This is a genomic window from Waltera intestinalis, from assembly GCF_009695995.1.
GTDB lineage: Bacteria > Bacillota > Clostridia > Lachnospirales > Lachnospiraceae > Acetatifactor > Acetatifactor intestinalis.
The window spans coordinates 1-17,361 of the sequence record NZ_VUMU01000023.1; the positions used below are offsets into that span (position 1 = coordinate 1).

Below are 17,361 nucleotides of genomic sequence, written 5' to 3' on the forward strand. Positions count from 1 at the left end.
TACCCTAAATGCCCATTATACAAGTCCTGCCATAATCCGCAGTATCTATGATGCCTTGGATAAAATGGGATTTGAAAAAGGAAATGTGCTGGAGCCGGCAATGGGTATCGGAAATTTCTTCGGAATGATGCCGGAGAAGATGCAGGAGAGCAGGCTTTATGGCGTGGAGCTTGACGGCATTACGGGAAGGATTGCAAAGCAGCTATATCCGAATGCCGACATTAAAATCACAGGATTTGAAAAGACGGATTATCCGAACGATTTCTTTGATGTGGCAATCGGAAATGTGCCATTCGGACAGTATAAGGTGGCGGATAAGCAGTATGACAAGCAGAATTTTTTAATCCATGACTATTTCTTTGCAAAGACCTTGGATAAGGTTCGCCCCGGCGGTGTGGTTGCCTTTGTTACCAGTAAGGGAACAATGGACAAGAAAAGTCCGGAAGTCAGAAAATACCTTGCCCAGAGAGCAGAGCTTCTGGGTGCGGTCAGACTGCCCAACACGGCTTTTAAGGAAAATGCCGGAACAGAGGTCACTTCTGATATTTTGTTCTTAAAGAAGCGTGACCGTGTGATGGATTTGGAGCCGGACTGGGTGCATCTGTCAGAGGATGAGAACGGCATTGCCATGAACAGTTATTTTGCCGAACACCCGGAGATGATTGTGGGGAAAATGGAAATGGTCAGCGGACCGTATGGCATGGAAAGTACCTGTATGCCCGATACCACGAGACCATTTGCACAGCAGCTACAGGAAGCAGTCAGCCATATTGATGGAGAGATAGAAGCGGTGGAGCTGGATGAACTGGCAGATGAGCTTGCGGATACCACCATTCCGGCGGACCCGGATGTTAAGAATTACAGCTATACTCTTGTGGACGACAAGGTGTATTACCGTGAAAATTCCATTATGAAGCCAGTGGATATGTCAGCTTCCATGCAGGAACGTATCAAGGGCATGGTGGGTATCCGGAATTGTACGCAGGAGCTTATCAATTTGCAATTAGAGGAATATCCGGATACGGTAATCAAGGAAAAGCAGGCAGAACTAAACCGTTTATATGATGCATTCTACAAGAAACATGGTCTAATCAACTCGCAGACCAACAAAAGAGCTTTTAATCAGGACAGCAGCTATTGCCTGTTGTGTTCTCTGGAAAAATTGGACGATGAGGGCAATTTCAAGGGCAAAGCGGATATGTTCACGAAGCGTACCATTAAAAAGGCAGAGGTTGTCACAAGTGTGGATACGGCAAGTGAAGCACTGGCGGTGTCCCTGTCAGAAAAAGCAAGGGTTGACCTCGATTACATGGCAGAGCTGACCGGAAAAGATGTGGATACGGTAAAGGAGGAGCTGACAGGAATTATATTCCAGAATCCATTGACGGATCAGTGGGAGACTGCGGATGAGTATCTGAGTGGAAATGTCCGTGACAAGCTGGAAACAGCAAAGGTCTACGCAGAGAGCCACCCGGAATATACCGTGAATGTGCAGGCACTCACACAGGTACAGCCGAAGGAGCTGGATGCCAGCGAGATAGAGGTGCGTATTGGTGCCACATGGATTGATCCGAAGTATATCGAGGATTTTATGCGGGAGACCTTTGAAACACCGCAGCATTTGTTAGACAGGAATGTTGTGGGAGTCCAGTATTCCGATGTGACAGGACAGTGGAACATAAAGGGCAAAAATGCGGACTATGGAAATTCCCTTGTAAATATGACCTACGGTACAAGCCGGAGAAATGCCTATACCATTCTGGAGGATTCCCTTAATTTAAAGGACAGCCGTGTTTACGATACCATAGAGGAGGACGGCAAGGAAAAGAGAGTCCTGAATAAGAAAGAAACCACCATTGCATCACAGAAGCAGGAAGCCATAAGGGAAGCATTTAAGGACTGGGTGTTCCGTGATCCGGAACGCAGACAGGTACTTGTGGCAAAATACAACCAGCTTTTCAATTCCACAAGACCAAGGGAATATGACGGTTCACATCTGAAATTCCCCGGCATGACACCGGATATTGAGTTGAAGACCCACCAGAAAAATGCGGTGGCTCATGTACTTTACGGAGATAATACCCTGCTTGCCCATTGTGTGGGAGCCGGAAAGACTTTTGAAATGACAGCGGCAGCCATGGAGAGCAAGCGTCTGGGATTATGTCAAAAGAGCCTGTTTGTGGTTCCGAACCATTTGACGGAGCAGTGGGCAAGTGATTTTTTGCGGTTATATCCCGGAGCCAATATCCTTGCTGCAACAAAGAAAGACTTTGAGCCTGCCAACCGTAAGAAATTCTGTTCCAGAATAGCCACGGGAGATTATGATGCGGTTATTATCGGGCATAGTCAGTTTGAGAAAATTCCGCTTTCACAGGAAAGACAGGTAGCCATTATTGAAAGGCAGATTGATGAGATAGAGCTTGCCATTGCACAGGCAAAAGCCGACAACGGAGAACGCTACACCATTAAGCAGATGGAGAAATCAAGAAAATCACTTCTTACAAGGCTTGAAAAGCTGAATGATGCATCAAGGAAAGATAATGTAGTGACTTTTGAGCAGCTTGGCGTGGACAGGCTTTTCGTGGATGAGAGCCATAATTACAAAAATCTGTTCCTTTATACCAAGATGCGTAATGTGGCAGGAATTGCACAATCAGAGGCACAGAAGTCCTCGGATATGTTTGCAAAGTGTCAGTATTTAGACGAGTTGACAGGCGGTAAGGGTGTGACTTTTGCGACGGGTACGCCGATTTCAAACAGTATGACGGAGCTTTACACCAATATGCGTTACCTTCAGTATGGTACACTTCAGAAGCTGGGACTGGGACATTTTGACAGTTGGGCATCCTCTTTTGGAGAAACGCAGACAGCCATAGAGCTTGCACCGGAGGGAACCGGATACCGGGCAAAGACGAGGTTTGCAAAGTTCTTTAATCTCCCGGAGCTGATTGCACTTTTTAAGGAGAGTGCGGATATTCAGACACCGGATATGCTAAATCTTCCTGTGCCGGAAGCAGAGTATGAAAATGTGGTGCTAAAGCCAAGTGAATATCAAAAGGACATGGTGGCATCTTTGGCAGAAAGGGCAGAAGCCGTGCGTAACAGACAGGTACAGCCTTATGAGGACAATATGCTGAAGATTACCAATGACGGAAGAAAGCTGGCATTAGACCAGAGGCTTATCAACGATATGCTGCCGGATGATGAAAATTCAAAGGCAAGCACCTGTGTGGAAAAGGCATTTGAAATATGGGAGCAGACAAAGGAGCAGAAATCAACGCAGCTTATTTTCTGTGACCTGTCAACACCGAAAGGAGATGGTACATTTAATGTTTATGAGGACATCCGAAACAAGCTGATCGAAAAGGGTGTCCCACCGGAAGAAATCGCATTTATACATGAAGCAAATACAGAGCTTAGGAAAGCGGAGCTGTTTGGAAAAGTAAGAAGCGGACAGATCCGTTTTTTGCTTGGTTCCACACAGAAGATGGGAGCCGGAACCAATGTGCAGGACAGACTTATCGCACTGCACCACCTTGATGTGCCCTGGCGTCCTTCTGACATTGAACAGCAGGAAGGGCGTATTTTACGACAGGGGAATCTTAATCCCAAGGTCAAGATTTTCCGCTATGTGACGGAAGGAACCTTTGACAGTTATTCGTGGCAGCTCATTGAGAACAAGCAGAAATTCATCGGTCAGATTATGACAAGCAAATCTCCGGTACGTTCCTGTGAGGATGTGGATGAAGCGGCACTTACTTATGCGGAGGTCAAGGCTCTGGCAACAGGAAATCCCTACATCAAGGAGAAGATGGACCTCGATATTCAGGTTTCAAAATTGAAACTTATGAAAGCTAATCATACCAGTCAGAAATACCGTCTGGAGGACAACATTGCAAAGCATTATCCTCAGCAGATCACGATTTTAAAGGAGCGTATCAGCGGGATGCAGGCGGACATTCAGACTGCAAAAGCAAATCTTCCGGTGGACAAAGAGCAGTTTTCCATGAAAGTGGGGGACAAGCTCTATACGGATAAGAAAGAAGCCGGAACAGCCCTTGTGGAGATGTGTAAAGAAATAAAAACAGTCAATGCCCCTGCGGTCATTGGCGAATATGCAGGTTTTAAGATGGCAGTATCTTTTGATGCGTTCAACCACAAATTTGTGATGAACCTGAAAGGTCAGCTTTCCCACAATCTGGAAGTCGGTTCAGACCCACTTGGTAACATCTCCCGTATCAATCATGCTTTGGAGTCCATGTCAAGGCAGCTTATGGAAGCCCAGACAAAACTTGAAACTGTGGAGCATCAGCTTGAAACCGCAAAGGTGGAAGTAACCAAGCCTTTTGCACAGGAAGCGGAGCTTGCGGAGAAATTAGAGCGCCTGTCAGCATTAAATGCCCTGCTTAACATGGATGAAAAGGGCAATGATGGGATTGATATGGATGATGAGCCGGAAGCTCCAAAGAGTGAAAAAGAGGTTGCAGACAGTCCGGCGAAGAATATTCCGCTTGCAAAGAAAACAGTTGGTACAGAGCAGGATAAGGGCATCAGACAGTATGCAGATGCACCTGCAGAAAGAGTGTCCCTGAAGGCGAAGCTGGAGGTGATGAAAGCAAAGGTTGCAGGAGGAGATACAGAAAAGCCTATGCCACAAAAGGCAAAGGGAAAAGAAGAAACCTTATAAAAAATTTGAAGTTTTTTATTTTTATTCCCAACTTTATTCCCAACATGTTATAATTATTTTGGTTGGGAATAAAAGTTGGGTAAAGGAGCATACTAATGGATATTAAACAAATTGTTTTAGATTTATGTGCCTTAAGTGATGAACAGGAATGGTTTGAATTTAAGGAAAACTGGTTTCAGCCTGAGGCATTAGGCGAATATGTATCTGCCCTGTCAAATGCGGCGGCTTTTCATTATAAAAAATATGCGTATTTCATTTGGGGTGTAAATGATACAACCCATGAAATTGTAGGAACAACATTTAACCAGTATTGTGAATATAACAAGGAACCGTATCAGAATTATCTTGCGAGAAATCTGTCACCAAGCATAAATTTTAGTTTTGAAGAAACAGAAATTTATGGAAAGAGAGTCGTTGGTTTGGTAATTCCTGCGGCATCCGAAATTCCTACGGCATTTAAAGAAAAGAGGTTTTTAAGGATAGGATCGTCAAAATGTAATATGAAAGATTACCCTAAGAGAGAAATTGAACTTTTCAAAATACTTGATGGAAGAACGGAAACGATAGAAACGGTACCGGCGAAGTATCAGGACCTTACATTTCAAAAACTCTTTGGATATTATGGTTCAAAAGGAATTGTTTTAAATCAAAAGACGTTTATTAAGAACTTGGGATTAAAAACAGAAGAAGGAGAATTTAACATTCTGGCACAGTTATTATCGGATAATTCTCATTTTCCGCTTCGTGTATCTATTTTTGATGGAGAAACAAAAGGCTCTAATCTTTTCTCAGTACGTGAATTTGGAAATGACTGTTTATTATACAGCCTGGATGAGTTATTGCGTTATGGGGATGTGTTGAACCTGATTCAGACGGACGAAACAGACAGGATTGTTGAGAGAAAAGAAGTACCTTTATTTGATAATAAGGCATTTCGTGAGGCTATCATAAATGCCGTTCTGCACAATAAATGGGTGGAAGGAAATGAGCCAATGATTTCGGTTTTCTCTGACCGGATAGAGATACTATCGAGAGGAACACTTGCTCCGGCACAGACCATGGAGGGATTTTTCTTAGGAGAATCAATTCCTGTAAATGAAAAGTTGTCCGAGATATTTCTTCAACTGCATATAAGTGAGAAATCCGGACGAGGGGTTCCTAAAATTACGGAAATGTATGGAAAAGATGCATTTTCATTTAGGGAGAATTCCATTGTTGTTACTATCCCATTTGAGAGAATAAATAAGGTTGGGAATAAAGTTGGGAAAAAGGTTGGGGATAAGAAACCCTTAAATTCCAGAAGACAAAAGATTATTGCAGAAATGAGAGACAATCCAAACATTACAACTGCGGAACTTCATAACATATTAGGTGTGAGTGAAACAGCAGTAGAAAACAATATATCATTTTTAAGAGAAAATGGGTATATAGAGCGGGTTGGCTCAAAAAAGGCAGGATACTGGAAAGTATTATAGCAGTTTAATTTAATAGTGTGATTATGCAGAAGGCAGTCCATAGCGGGCTGCCTTTTGTCGTGTAAAAAAATGAAAATATGGAGGTTTATTATGGCAGACGAAAGAACAGAAAAACAAAAAGTACAGGAAATCACAGACAAGTTGGAGGAAGGATTAAAGGAACTTTTTGAGAGTGAAAAGTACAAGACTTATCTTTCCACCATGTCAAAATTTCATAATTACAGCTTTAACAACACTTTACTTATCGCCATGCAAAAGCCGGAAGCAACACTTGTAGCCGGATATAAGGCATGGCAGAAGAATTTTGAAAGACACGTTAACAAAGGAGAAAAGGCAATCCGTATTCTTGCCCCTGCACCTTACAAAATTAAAGAGGAACGGGATAAATTAGACCCTGTGACCGGAGAGATGATGTTTGACGAAAACGGTATGCCACAAAAGGAGCAGGTAGAGATTACAATTCCGGCATTTCGTGCGGTGTCTGTATTTGATGTATCACAGACAGACGGAAAGCCGATCCCGGAATTGGAAGCACAGGAGCTTTTATCAACAGTGGAGGGATATGAGGACTTTGTGCAGGCACTTATGAATGTTGCACCGGTTCCTATTGGCTTTGAGGATATTCCCGGTGATTCCAAAGGATATTTCCATACAGAGGAAAAACGGATTGCGGTGCAGGAGAATATGAGTGAGAGCCAGACATTAAAGACAATGGTGCATGAAGTAGCTCATTCCATGCTTCACAATAAGGAAATCAACCGGGATGATTTGATGGAAGCGCCTGCAAAGGACAGAAATACAAAAGAAGTAGAAGCAGAAAGCGTTGCCTATACGGTATGCCAGCATTTTGGCATAGATACATCGGATTATTCCTTTGGTTATATTGCAGAGTGGAGTAGTGGTAAGGATATGAATGAACTGAAATCTTCTTTGGATACCATACGAAAGACGGCATCGGAGCTTATTACAGGAATTGAAGGGGCGTTACAGGAATTGCAGCTAAATCGTGCCATAGAGAAGGAACAGAGTAAAGAGTGTATCCTGCTGATACAGAATGAGGCTTTGACGGAGTTCAGCCTTGTAAATGTCCGTGGAATGGATACGCAGGAGCTTGTGGCTGCTCTTACTAACATGAGTGAGGATGATAAACTCAGCATGCAGGCATACTTGGAAAGTAAAGGTGCATGGACTACGGAGCTTGGCAATGAGAAATCAAAAGAATTTGAGGAATACCACCTTGATGTTCGTTACAATCTTGATACAGATGAGATTACTGATGTAAAAGCAAAAATGACTGAACAGATTGACAGTAACCTTTCTGTGATGGGACAGGCAGAGCAGCTTATCAATCAGTTGGAAGCTGAGAAAACCATATTTACATCAGATGAGCGAAACCTGATTGTGAATTATGCATATAAGCTTAATGATATGAACAAGACAAGGGAGCTTGCAGAAAAGCTGGCGTATCAGATTGAATATGCACAGCAGGATGTGGGTCTGACTATCATAGATGCACAGGCAGAGATTGATGCACTTCCAGACCCGATGATTGGTTTGTCTGAAATGCGTGAGTACGGTTATACATGGAATGAAATGCTGCCACTGACGCAGGAGAAAGCATTGGAATTGTTTGACCATGACTTGCCCGTGTATCTGTTACACAATGACGGTTCGGAAACCACGGTAGAAGATAGAAAACAGATTACGGAGCATGAAGGAATTTTTGGCATTGAAAAAGGCGATTGGGAAAATGAAAGAAAACTTCGTTCTATGCAGGCTGAACTTTTCGACAATCAAATAAATAAGGAAGCACAGCTTTTGTACGGCAGCTCTGACAAGTACGGTATTTATCAGTTGAAGCATAATCCGGAATTGGATCATTTGCGGTTTGAGGGCACAGAGTCTTTAAAGCGTATGGGTATTACGAAGGACAATTTTGATGCAATCATACCGGAAAATTATGAACTGATTTATGTAGGAGAGCTGTCTGAACTGCAAGAGCAGACACAGGGCGAAACACTGGAAGCAATCTATGAGAAATTCAATATAGCCCACCCGGAAGATTACAGAGGGCATTCCCTGTCTGTCAGTGATATTGTGATCCTGCATCAGAATGGAGAGAACAGTGCCCATTTTGTGGATTCTTTTGGATTTACGGGACTTCCTGATTTTATGCAGACTTTGGAGGAAGTAAAAGAGCAGGAAGCGGAGATTGACACCTCTGGACAGGATGTCCAGAAGTCAGAGCCGGAGAAACAGGAGCAGGAAACTTCGGACAACACGTTGGAAGATGGGGATGAAATCATTGACCTTGGTGATGAAAAGGAACAGGTGCTTGCAGATATGAAAAAGTCCTTGGAAAACGGAGATGAAGCAGAACTTGCCTTTCAGATTGCAGACCGCTATATCAGTATTCAAGAGGTGGACGGTGGCTATGATTATTCCATTATGGGAGCTGATTATAAGGAGATTGATGGTGGAGTTTATGACAATCCGGATGTGACAATTAGGGAAGCACTGACTGACATCATAGATGATTTGAAAGCTGCTCCAGACTATAGCGGAGCGAAAGGGAGTATTAAGGACAATGATGAACTGATACCGATTGATTATGATGGATTGATGGTAAAAGTTGAGGAAGCCAGCCGTATTGTGCCGGAAAATACGACGAGCAATATAATAGAAGTTTTCAGGGCAAAGACCAATGAAATGTTCCATGATATTAGTGAAATGAATCCGGCAGAAATTGAGGAAACCATAAAATGCCATGTGCAGGCAAAGATTGATGAGTATGATATTGATGCCACAATCATTGATGCGGTTGTTGTTGGAAGTAGGTGTAGAGGTCTGGAGAAGGACAGCTCTGATCTTGATGTGGTGGTGGAGCTTTCCACGAATGAGAGAGAGGATGATTTATTCAATGCGTTTAATGAGGACGGGTTACATATTGGTGAGGTAAAGGTTGACATCAATCCGATTACTGCCCAGCGTACCGGGACGCTGGAAACGTATCTGCCACAGGCTGAGGAGTATCTGGAAAGTATCCGACAGGAAAGGGAGCAGAGGCTGGCACAACAGATGCAGACACAAGGCGAAATGGAAAAAGAAGAGGTTGAAGTAACATTGATGGTATCCGAGTGTGGAGAGTTTCATAATTTGGGTGAGTTTTATGAGAATATTCCTACTGTGGAGGAAGCAATCGCTATCTGGAAGCAGATACCACCGGAGCGAATGCATGGTATCCCTGCAATCGGCATCAATGTTCACAGACCGGGCGAAGAAAGCTATATGGATGATGAGGTTGACCTGTTATCGGGTAACCGGATTGATTTGGAGATATTAGAACATATCCCGAACATAACCAGTGAACCGAAGGCTATGGAAGTCATTGCAGAGCTTGTGGCAAAGTTACCGGAAATGGAGATAGATGGTGTCATGTCTGAAGATATGGAAGCAAAGGTATGGGAGAAACGTATACCGGATTTGGAACCTGCAGAACAGCTTGCTGTTGAAATTGACCGTTTTAGCCATGATTATGATGTTTATTCCTACCGCAACAACAACCCAAATATGACGGAGAGCGTGTCAGAGATTTCCGAGATGATAGTTCAAGGGAATACGGAGCCTATTACAGACTGGTTGAACGAGGTTATTTCCGAGGGAGCTTTGCCGGACGAAATGCAAAGGGCAAAAGTATTGCTGGAAAAATTGGCTGAATACAAGCCTCTTGCCAAGATTGAAGAAATGGAAGAACAAAATTATAACATGATTGACAATGTGCTGAATAATGGTGCAGAGAAAGCACAGAGGGAAGCAAACAAAAAGGATCAGGAACAACCTGCGGTAAAAGTTTCCTTAAAAGTTCGATTAGCTGAGAAAAAAGCACAGGTAGCTGGTTCTGGACAGGAACATGAAGTACAGGAAAATACAAAGAAAAATCAAAGGGAAGTATAGAAAAGCATAGCAAATTTATGGTAGTAGAATAAAGAATAGCAGGGCAAGGAAATATCCTGCCCTGTTTTTGAGTTTACGAAAAAAATTCTTTAAATATAGAATTTTTGTTTCGATGTAAAACAGAGAGAAAATATGGTATACTATAAAAAGTTTATTGCAAATGAAACGAGGTGTTTTTTTGGATAATCATAAGAAATATGTACTGTGGATTATTGACATAGCAAAATTATTGGCAGTTGTTTGTGGTGCAACGCTGCTTGGAATATTCTTTGTGAAAGTAGGATTTCCTGAAACAAACATTGTCGTAATCTATATCTTTGCGGTACTTTTAGTGGCACGTTTTACAAAAGGATATTTTTATGGGATTCTGTCCTCAGTCGTGAGTCTTTTATGTTTTAATTATTTTTTTACGGCACCTTATCATACTCTGGCTGTCAATGATCCGAGCTACATGATAACCTTTTGTATCATGTTGATTACAGCACTGATTACCAGTGCACTTACAACAAAGGAAAAGTTGATGACTATGGAAGCTACCAGAAAAGGTATGGAGAGTCAGACACTCTATATGCTTTCCAGCAAACTTTCTGATGCAGCAGATATCGAAGCTGTAATAAAAATAGCGGCGGAGAGTATGAGTAGATTGTTACAGGTAAATGTAGGATGTATCTATGTAGGAGAGCAGGCAGAACCAATCTATATCCAGCAGCTCGAAAAAGAGCAGCTCCATAGAAGTGTTACAGACGTTGATGAAATCCGTAGAATATTTACAAATCTACGAACAGAATATCTGGAGAATGGGGAAAACTGGGCATTCCCGGTCAACGGACAGAACAGACTTTTGGCAGTTATCATGATTGACAGAAAAGTATCAGAAGAAGAACTTTCCCCGAATAAGAAACTGATTCATTCCATGATTGAAAATATTTCTCTTGCATTGGAACGTATTGAGATTACCATTGAAAGAGTAAGAGACAGACAACGGATGGAACGAGAAAGGGAGAGAGCAAATCTTCTCAGAGCAATTTCTCATGATTTGCGCACACCTCTTTCCGGAATTATGGGGTCTGCGGAAATGTTAATGGATATGACCGAAAAGGATGATAATCTCCAGAAACTTCTAAAAGGTATCTATCAGGATGCGGACTGGTTGAAATCATTAGTGGAAAATATATTAAGTTTGACAAGATTGCAGGATGGAAAGATATTAGTACATAAAGAAATGGAGGCACTGGAAGAGGTTATTGCATGTGCGGTGGCACATATAGAAAAAAATTATCCGAACAGGGAAATACAGGTTGAGATACCGGAGGATTTTAGAATGGTTCCTATGGATGCGAAGCTGATTGAACAGGTAATTACCAATCTGTTGGATAATGCGGTAAAGCATACTACCTGTGAGGAGGCAGTTACAGTCTGTGTAAGCTATTTGCCTGACAAGGCACAGGTGACGGTCAAGGACGAAGGAGAAGGGATTGCGAAAGAGGATGAAGGGAATCTGTTCCAGATTTTTTATACCTCAAAGACAAGAGCTGCCGATGTCAGAAAGGGGATTGGACTTGGACTTACAATCTGCGAAACAGTTGTGAATGCTCACGGAGGAACGATTACCGGAAGAAACAGGGAAGATGGTAAGGGTGCTGAGTTTATCTTTACACTGCCATTATAAAGAAAGGAAGAAAGCCAATGATTCAGGAAAAAATACTTGTGGTAGAGGATGACATACAAATTCAGAATTTTATGGTATATACACTTGAAAATGCCGGATTTGAAGTTGCGGCGGTGCCTAGTGGAAAAGAAGCTATTGAATGTATGATAAGAAAAGACATAGACTTAATCCTGCTTGATCTGGGGCTGCCGGATATGGACGGCATGGATGTTTTACACAAAGTCAGGGAATGGTCTGGTGTGCCAATTATTATCGTATCAGCAAGGGACCAGGATAAGGAAAAGGTAACTGCTCTTGACGATGGGGCAGATGATTATTTGACCAAGCCTTTTTCAGCTACAGAGCTGATGGCAAGAATTCGGGTTGCCTTAAGACATTATTACCGGATGAATCAAAAGGAAGAGGTAGAAAAGCCTGACGATGCTGTTTACACCAATGGAGAAATTTGTCTGGATAATGGAAAACATATGGTATATAAAAGCGGACAGGAGATACATCTGACGCCGATGGAATATAACCTTTTGTATCTTTTTATGAGAAACCCCGGTAAAGTGCTGACATATCATACAATCCTTCAAAAAATCTGGGGAGATGGTTATGGTGACGATACACAGGTCTTACGTTCTGTCATGGCATCAACCAGAAGAAAGATTGAGAATAATCCTGCAAAACCAGAGTATATACTGACAGAAATCGGTATTGGTTACCGCATGAAGGAAAGAGACAAATGATAAATCGGGAGTTGAAGAGTCGGAAAAATAGATTGAACATACGATTTTTACAAGAAAAAATGATGTAAACGATGCGTAGAGTCGGTATTTTTCTGAGGTAAATGAAGCATCGGTTGATAATACTCGATTGCTGTTCTATATTGTAGCTTAGGAGGCGATGATATGGACGCAACAAGATTTGGGTTATTTGTTGCTGAGATGCGAAAAGAAAATCATATGACACAAGCTGAGCTGGCAACAAAAATAAAAGTAACTGATAAGGCTGTGAGCAGATGGGAACGTGGATTGGGATTTCCTGATATTAATTCATTGGAACCTTTAGCCGAAGCATTAGGGGTTAGCGTTCTTGAATTAATGAAATCAGAAAAAATCGTAGAAACTAATATCCAATGTGGCGATGCAGATATTATTGTAACAGATACAATCAAAGCAGCAGAACATCAAAAACAGGTAGAGCGACAGCAAGAAAAACGCATGATACTCATTACTATAGGAGCCTTAGTAATATTATCGATTTTTGCATTATTAATCGATAATATTGGTTGGAGAATGGAAGACATCCTGTTCACAAGTATGGGAGTTGTTCTTCCAATTACAAGTATTATAGGATTTTTTGTTTTGCTGATAATAAGTCTTATTAGACGTGTAAGAGGAAAATCGTGTAAACAGACTTTGATAGTTGCGTTAGTTTTTGGGGGCATAGTAGTTGTAACATTTCTTGTTATGTTTGTACTTGCGTTATTTGCATTCCCAGGACAGCGATGATACTAACAACTTTTGGTTTTTAGTGGTGCTAATAGCCCGCAAGATTGTAATATAGAATTGAATGGAACATTAATACAGAGATGCATATTTATTTGTGAATATACATCTCTGTATTTTAATTTTGAATTTTTCTACAGTCTGAAGCAGATAATCTTAAAATAATATGTTTTAAGGTTATCTGCTTTTTTCACATCATTTTTACACATGGTTACCATTCTCACAGAATTCTCACATGGCATAAGGCAATTCCCACACTATTCTGACAAGGAACAAATTATAATACAGGTAAAGCAAAGGAGGAATGCGAAATGAGTCATACATTGGAAGAAAGATGCAGGCAGTTGATGATACAAAGAAAATTTGAACAATGTCAGAAAGAAATAGAAACAGCCATGGCAGAAAATCCTCATTGTGCAATTCCACATAATTTGATGGGGATTTTATTGGAGAAGGAATCCAACCATGTACTTGCCATGAAGCATTTTCGTGCTGCTTATGCGCTGGATCCTACTTATGTTCCTGCACGGTATAACATGGACCAGTATGCGCAGATGTATCCGACAGGAAAATGTGCCTTTACGGAAGAGGATTGTCCGGTTGAAAATGATCAGCAGTTCGAATTGGTCTATGATGAGCATCATGTTGGTCATTTGGTACGGAAGTAAAGATGTTGACAAAAAACTCTCATAACATTCCGACAGCAGAAAAATTCTAATACAGACAGAAATCAAAGGAGGATAAGCCTATGGAAAAAAGCTATACAATTATTGCAGGTAGTGGGCGTTTAGGAGCAAGCATTGCAGGTAAGTTATCAGAGCAAAAAAAAGATGTTATGATTATTGACCGTGACAAGACGGCTTTTCGTAAATTGCCTATATCTTTTGGAGGATTGACGCTGGCTGCAAGTGTAACAGATTTGGAAAGACTGAAAGCAGCAGAAATAGATAAGGCAACAGTATTTATTGCGGTGACAGATGATGACTGCACAAATATTTGTGCAGCGCAAATTGCTAAAAAGGTATTTCATATAGAAAAGGTGGTAGCACGAATTTATGACGAAGAAAAAATACCTCTCGTAACGGGAATGGAAATTGATACAATTTGTCCGACCAGGTTATCCGAGAAAGAAATTGCTGATTATATTCAGATAGGAGGACGGGATTATGTGGGTAAATAAAAAGAAAAAAAAGAGTATTTTGATAGTAGGAGGATTTCATGAAGCCAGATCGCTTGCTAATTCGCTACTCGAAAAAGATTATCGTGTAACTGTAGTCAATAAAAATTATGTAGATTGTGAAAAACTTGCAGAGATTAATAAACTGAATGTGATATATGGAGATGGAAGTAAAAAATTCATATTGGAGGATGCTGATGCAGCATCATGTCAGGTGGCGATTGCTTTAACCGGAAGCGATGAAACAAATTTGATCATCTGTGAAATGTGTAAGGAATTTTTCCATGTGGAAAAGACGGTTTCCATGTTAAATGATCCGTCCAAAACAGATTTTTTTTACCAGATGGGAATTGACCGGGTGGTATGTGCATTAAACATGATTACCAATATTATGGAAGAAAATGCCCTTATGGATGAAATGATGAAAATGATTCCGCTTGAGGAGGGAAGGCTTCACATTGCAGAGACGGCAATCTTACATAATTCTACTCTAATAGGGAAGAAGCTATGGGAACTAAATCTTCCGAAAGAGATTATTATCGGCTGTATTTTAAGAGGCGATCAGAGTTTGATTCCAAGAGGTGATACCAGTGTAAAAGAGGGAGATATACTGCTCATGATCACTTCAGACAAGCAAAAACTGAACGCTGTAAAGGAGTTGACGAAAAGTTGATTATTCATGAAAAGACTTCTATTTCAGGCAATTCAATTGCCGGTAAGATGATGGTACTGGAAGGTATGATATTATTTGTTCCGCTCATCGTGATTCCATTCTATCCCAGAGAAGCCAAGTTGTCTGTTATTTTTTTGATACCCGCATGTTTGTCTGTTATGGCAGGTTTGTTTGTATGCCGTTATGGGAAGCAGATTGGTAATAGCAGTCGTCTTGTTGTATTTTCATGGTTTTATGGAATTCTTCTGGCTGCGGTTCCGTTTCTTATGTATGGAGATGTCACACCTGTGCAGGCTCTGTTTGAATCGGTCAGTGGTTTTACTACAACCGGGCTTTCTGTGCTTGATGTAGAAAAACTTCCGCATACATTCTTGTTTTACAGGGCATTTTTGCAATATGTAGGTGGTCTTGGGTTTATTATGACAATGCTTCTTTTCGTGCAGGAAAAGGATTCTGCGGTTTTATATCAGGCAGAAGGGCATCCGGACAGGCTGATGCCGGGTATAGGAAAAACGGCAAAGGTAATTGGCACCATGTATGGATTCTTCCTGTTAATTGGTACAGTATTTTATACGATATTTGGAATGCCGTTTTTTGACAGTGTTGTACATACTATGTGTGCATTATCTACAGGTGGATTTTCTAATAGAATGGACAGTATTGGATACTATAACTCGTTGCCAATTGAATGTATTACTGTCATTTTGATGTTAATTGGTACAACAAATTTTTCGTTGCTTCTTCTGCTGTTTAAGGGTAGAATCAGGGATTTTTGCAAGTCAAGTGAAATGCGTTTTTTAGGAGGGCTTGTTGTAATTACTGTTCCAATTCTATCAGGATTTTTGGTAGTAGGAGGAAAAACGCTAGGAGAAGGAATACGTCTTTCTATATTCAATGCTTTTTCTGCATTGTCCACAACGGGATATGCAACCTGCAGTTACAATGACTGGCCGGAGACTGCCCTTGCAGTCATGATTCTTCTTATGATAATTGGTGGGGGATTAGGCTCTACTGCGGGTGGAATTAAACTGGCACGTGTGTGTATTTTAATGAAGAATCTTGTTAGGAATATACGAAAAAAGATGGTGCCGGATAGAACTGTCCTACTTACCTATTATCACAGGGGAACAGAAAAAGAATTGTTAGAGAATGAACAGATAGAGGAGGCATCAACTTATGCAGGATGTTATGTATTGATTTATATATTGGGTACAGTGCTTTTAACCTTTTTCTCTGGATGTACTTTGGTCCAGGGCGCATTTGAATTTGCATCGTCTCTTGGAACAGTAGGGCTTTCTATCGGAGTAACAAATTCTAATACTTCGACAATATGTCTTTTAATTGAAATTGTAGGAATGGTTTTAGGAAGGCTTGAAATATTTGTAATCTTCAAGGCGTTAAAAAAAAATAAGGAAAAGAGTTGAATGGAGCTAAAAGAAAACCAATAGCTTCGTATGAATTGATTCTATTGGTTTTCTTAAAGAGTTGGATTGCCTTGCTTTCGCAGTAAATCAAGCATATAACGAACCATAGGTAATAGGTCATTGGCTTCCTGTTCCGTGCAGTCATTTAACGTGGCTAGGAGCTTTTGAAGGCTAGGTGACTGATTCTCTTTATCTGGATAGAAAATTCTATCAGATGGTATTTTCAAATATGTAATTAAAGGATAAAGTACCTCAAATTTCGGATTGCCACGCCCAGCTTCGATGTTCAGTATGGTGCGTTGATCCAGATTAAGAATTTCTGCCAGCTTTTCTTGTGAAAGACCGATTTCTGAGCGGTATTCACGTACTGCGTTGGCAAGATTTTTTTTTATATCCTGCATTGTAATTCACCTCGATAGTAGTTTACATTACACATCGGCAGGAGTGAATTGCATTAGAATACAGAGTGAATATGGAGTACAGTACATGATAAAACGAAGTTGGAAAATACGAGAAAAAAGAATATCAGTAGAAAAAGTGGCAAGAGCTACCACACACATCAAGGTGTATCGTAACGAAGTGAAAAACTTCAATGCGATACACCTTTTTTGATGGAAAAAATCAGCGAGTAGTTTGGTCCTTTTCCGGTTTTCTGTCATTAGTCTGCTGAACTGACGAACTACGGTTAAGATATTGATTCAGATTATCTAATTTTCTGTTGAGAGCATTGATTTCTTTCTCAGCAGATTTATAGGTTTTCTGTAAGGTTTCTTTCTTCGAATACAAAGAATTGTATTCGTTACGGAGCT

General features: G+C 41.0%; 11 protein-coding genes and 1 pseudogene. 10 read left to right on the forward strand and 2 right to left on the reverse strand.

The genetic code is table 11. The features are described from left to right. From FYJ59_RS13385 to FYJ59_RS13430, 10 genes are all read left to right on the forward strand, one after another. The coding region (locus FYJ59_RS13385) for a DEAD/DEAH box helicase family protein (protein ID WP_205839555.1) at nt 1-4,687 on the forward strand (4,687 nt) is incomplete at its 5' end. 95 nt (nt 4,688-4,782) lie between these two features. Further along, a complete protein-coding gene (locus tag FYJ59_RS13390) occupies nt 4,783-6,162 on the forward strand; it encodes an RNA-binding domain-containing protein (protein ID WP_154498742.1) in 1,380 nt (459 codons plus the stop codon). Nucleotides 6,163-6,252: 90 nt separating this feature from the next. Further along, complete coding sequence (locus FYJ59_RS13395) at nt 6,253-10,116, forward strand: YodL domain-containing protein (RefSeq protein WP_154498745.1); 3,864 nt, start codon at nt 6,253-6,255, stop codon at nt 10,114-10,116. A gap of 178 nt (nt 10,117-10,294) precedes the next feature. After that, nucleotides 10,295-11,785: a DUF4118 domain-containing protein gene (locus tag FYJ59_RS13400; RefSeq protein ID WP_205839556.1), complete on the forward strand. Its 1,491-nt coding sequence runs from the start codon at nt 10,295-10,297 to the stop codon at nt 11,783-11,785. 17 nt (nt 11,786-11,802) lie between these two features. Continuing rightward, nucleotides 11,803-12,516 (forward strand): response regulator, encoded by a 714-nt coding sequence (locus FYJ59_RS13405; protein ID WP_154498750.1) that lies wholly within the window; start codon nt 11,803-11,805, stop codon nt 12,514-12,516. Between the two features lie 162 nt (nt 12,517-12,678). Continuing rightward, complete coding sequence (locus FYJ59_RS13410; RefSeq protein ID WP_154498755.1) at nt 12,679-13,281, forward strand: helix-turn-helix domain-containing protein; 603 nt, start codon at nt 12,679-12,681, stop codon at nt 13,279-13,281. Nucleotides 13,282-13,589: 308 nt separating this feature from the next. After that, nucleotides 13,590-13,946, forward strand: a complete 357-nt coding sequence (locus FYJ59_RS13415; protein WP_154498759.1) for a tetratricopeptide repeat protein — start codon at nt 13,590-13,592, stop codon at nt 13,944-13,946. Nucleotides 13,947-14,026: 80 nt separating this feature from the next. Continuing rightward, nucleotides 14,027-14,458 (forward strand): NAD-binding protein, encoded by a 432-nt coding sequence (locus FYJ59_RS13420; RefSeq protein WP_154498762.1) that lies wholly within the window; start codon nt 14,027-14,029, stop codon nt 14,456-14,458. After that, nucleotides 14,445-15,128: a potassium channel family protein gene (locus tag FYJ59_RS13425; RefSeq protein WP_154498764.1), complete on the forward strand. Its 684-nt coding sequence runs from the start codon at nt 14,445-14,447 to the stop codon at nt 15,126-15,128. Before FYJ59_RS13420 ends, FYJ59_RS13425 begins: the two co-directional genes overlap by 14 nt. After that, nucleotides 15,125-16,552 carry a TrkH family potassium uptake protein gene (locus FYJ59_RS13430; protein ID WP_235898053.1) on the forward strand — a complete coding sequence of 476 codons (1,428 nt, stop codon included), beginning with the start codon at nt 15,125-15,127 and terminating at the stop codon, nt 16,550-16,552. The genes FYJ59_RS13425 and FYJ59_RS13430 overlap by 4 nt, the downstream gene beginning before the upstream one ends. A 53-nt stretch (nt 16,553-16,605) precedes the next feature. On the opposite strand, the gene FYJ59_RS13435 is transcribed toward FYJ59_RS13430, so the two are convergent. Together FYJ59_RS13435 and FYJ59_RS13440 are read right to left on the reverse strand one after the other, a co-directional pair. Further along, nucleotides 16,606-16,953, reverse strand: a complete 348-nt coding sequence (locus FYJ59_RS13435) for a helix-turn-helix transcriptional regulator (protein ID WP_154498768.1) — start codon at nt 16,951-16,953, stop codon at nt 16,606-16,608. Nucleotides 16,954-17,173: 220 nt separating this feature from the next. Next, a pseudogene (locus FYJ59_RS13440) lies at nt 17,174-17,361 on the reverse strand (relaxase/mobilization nuclease domain-containing protein); the annotation flags it as partial.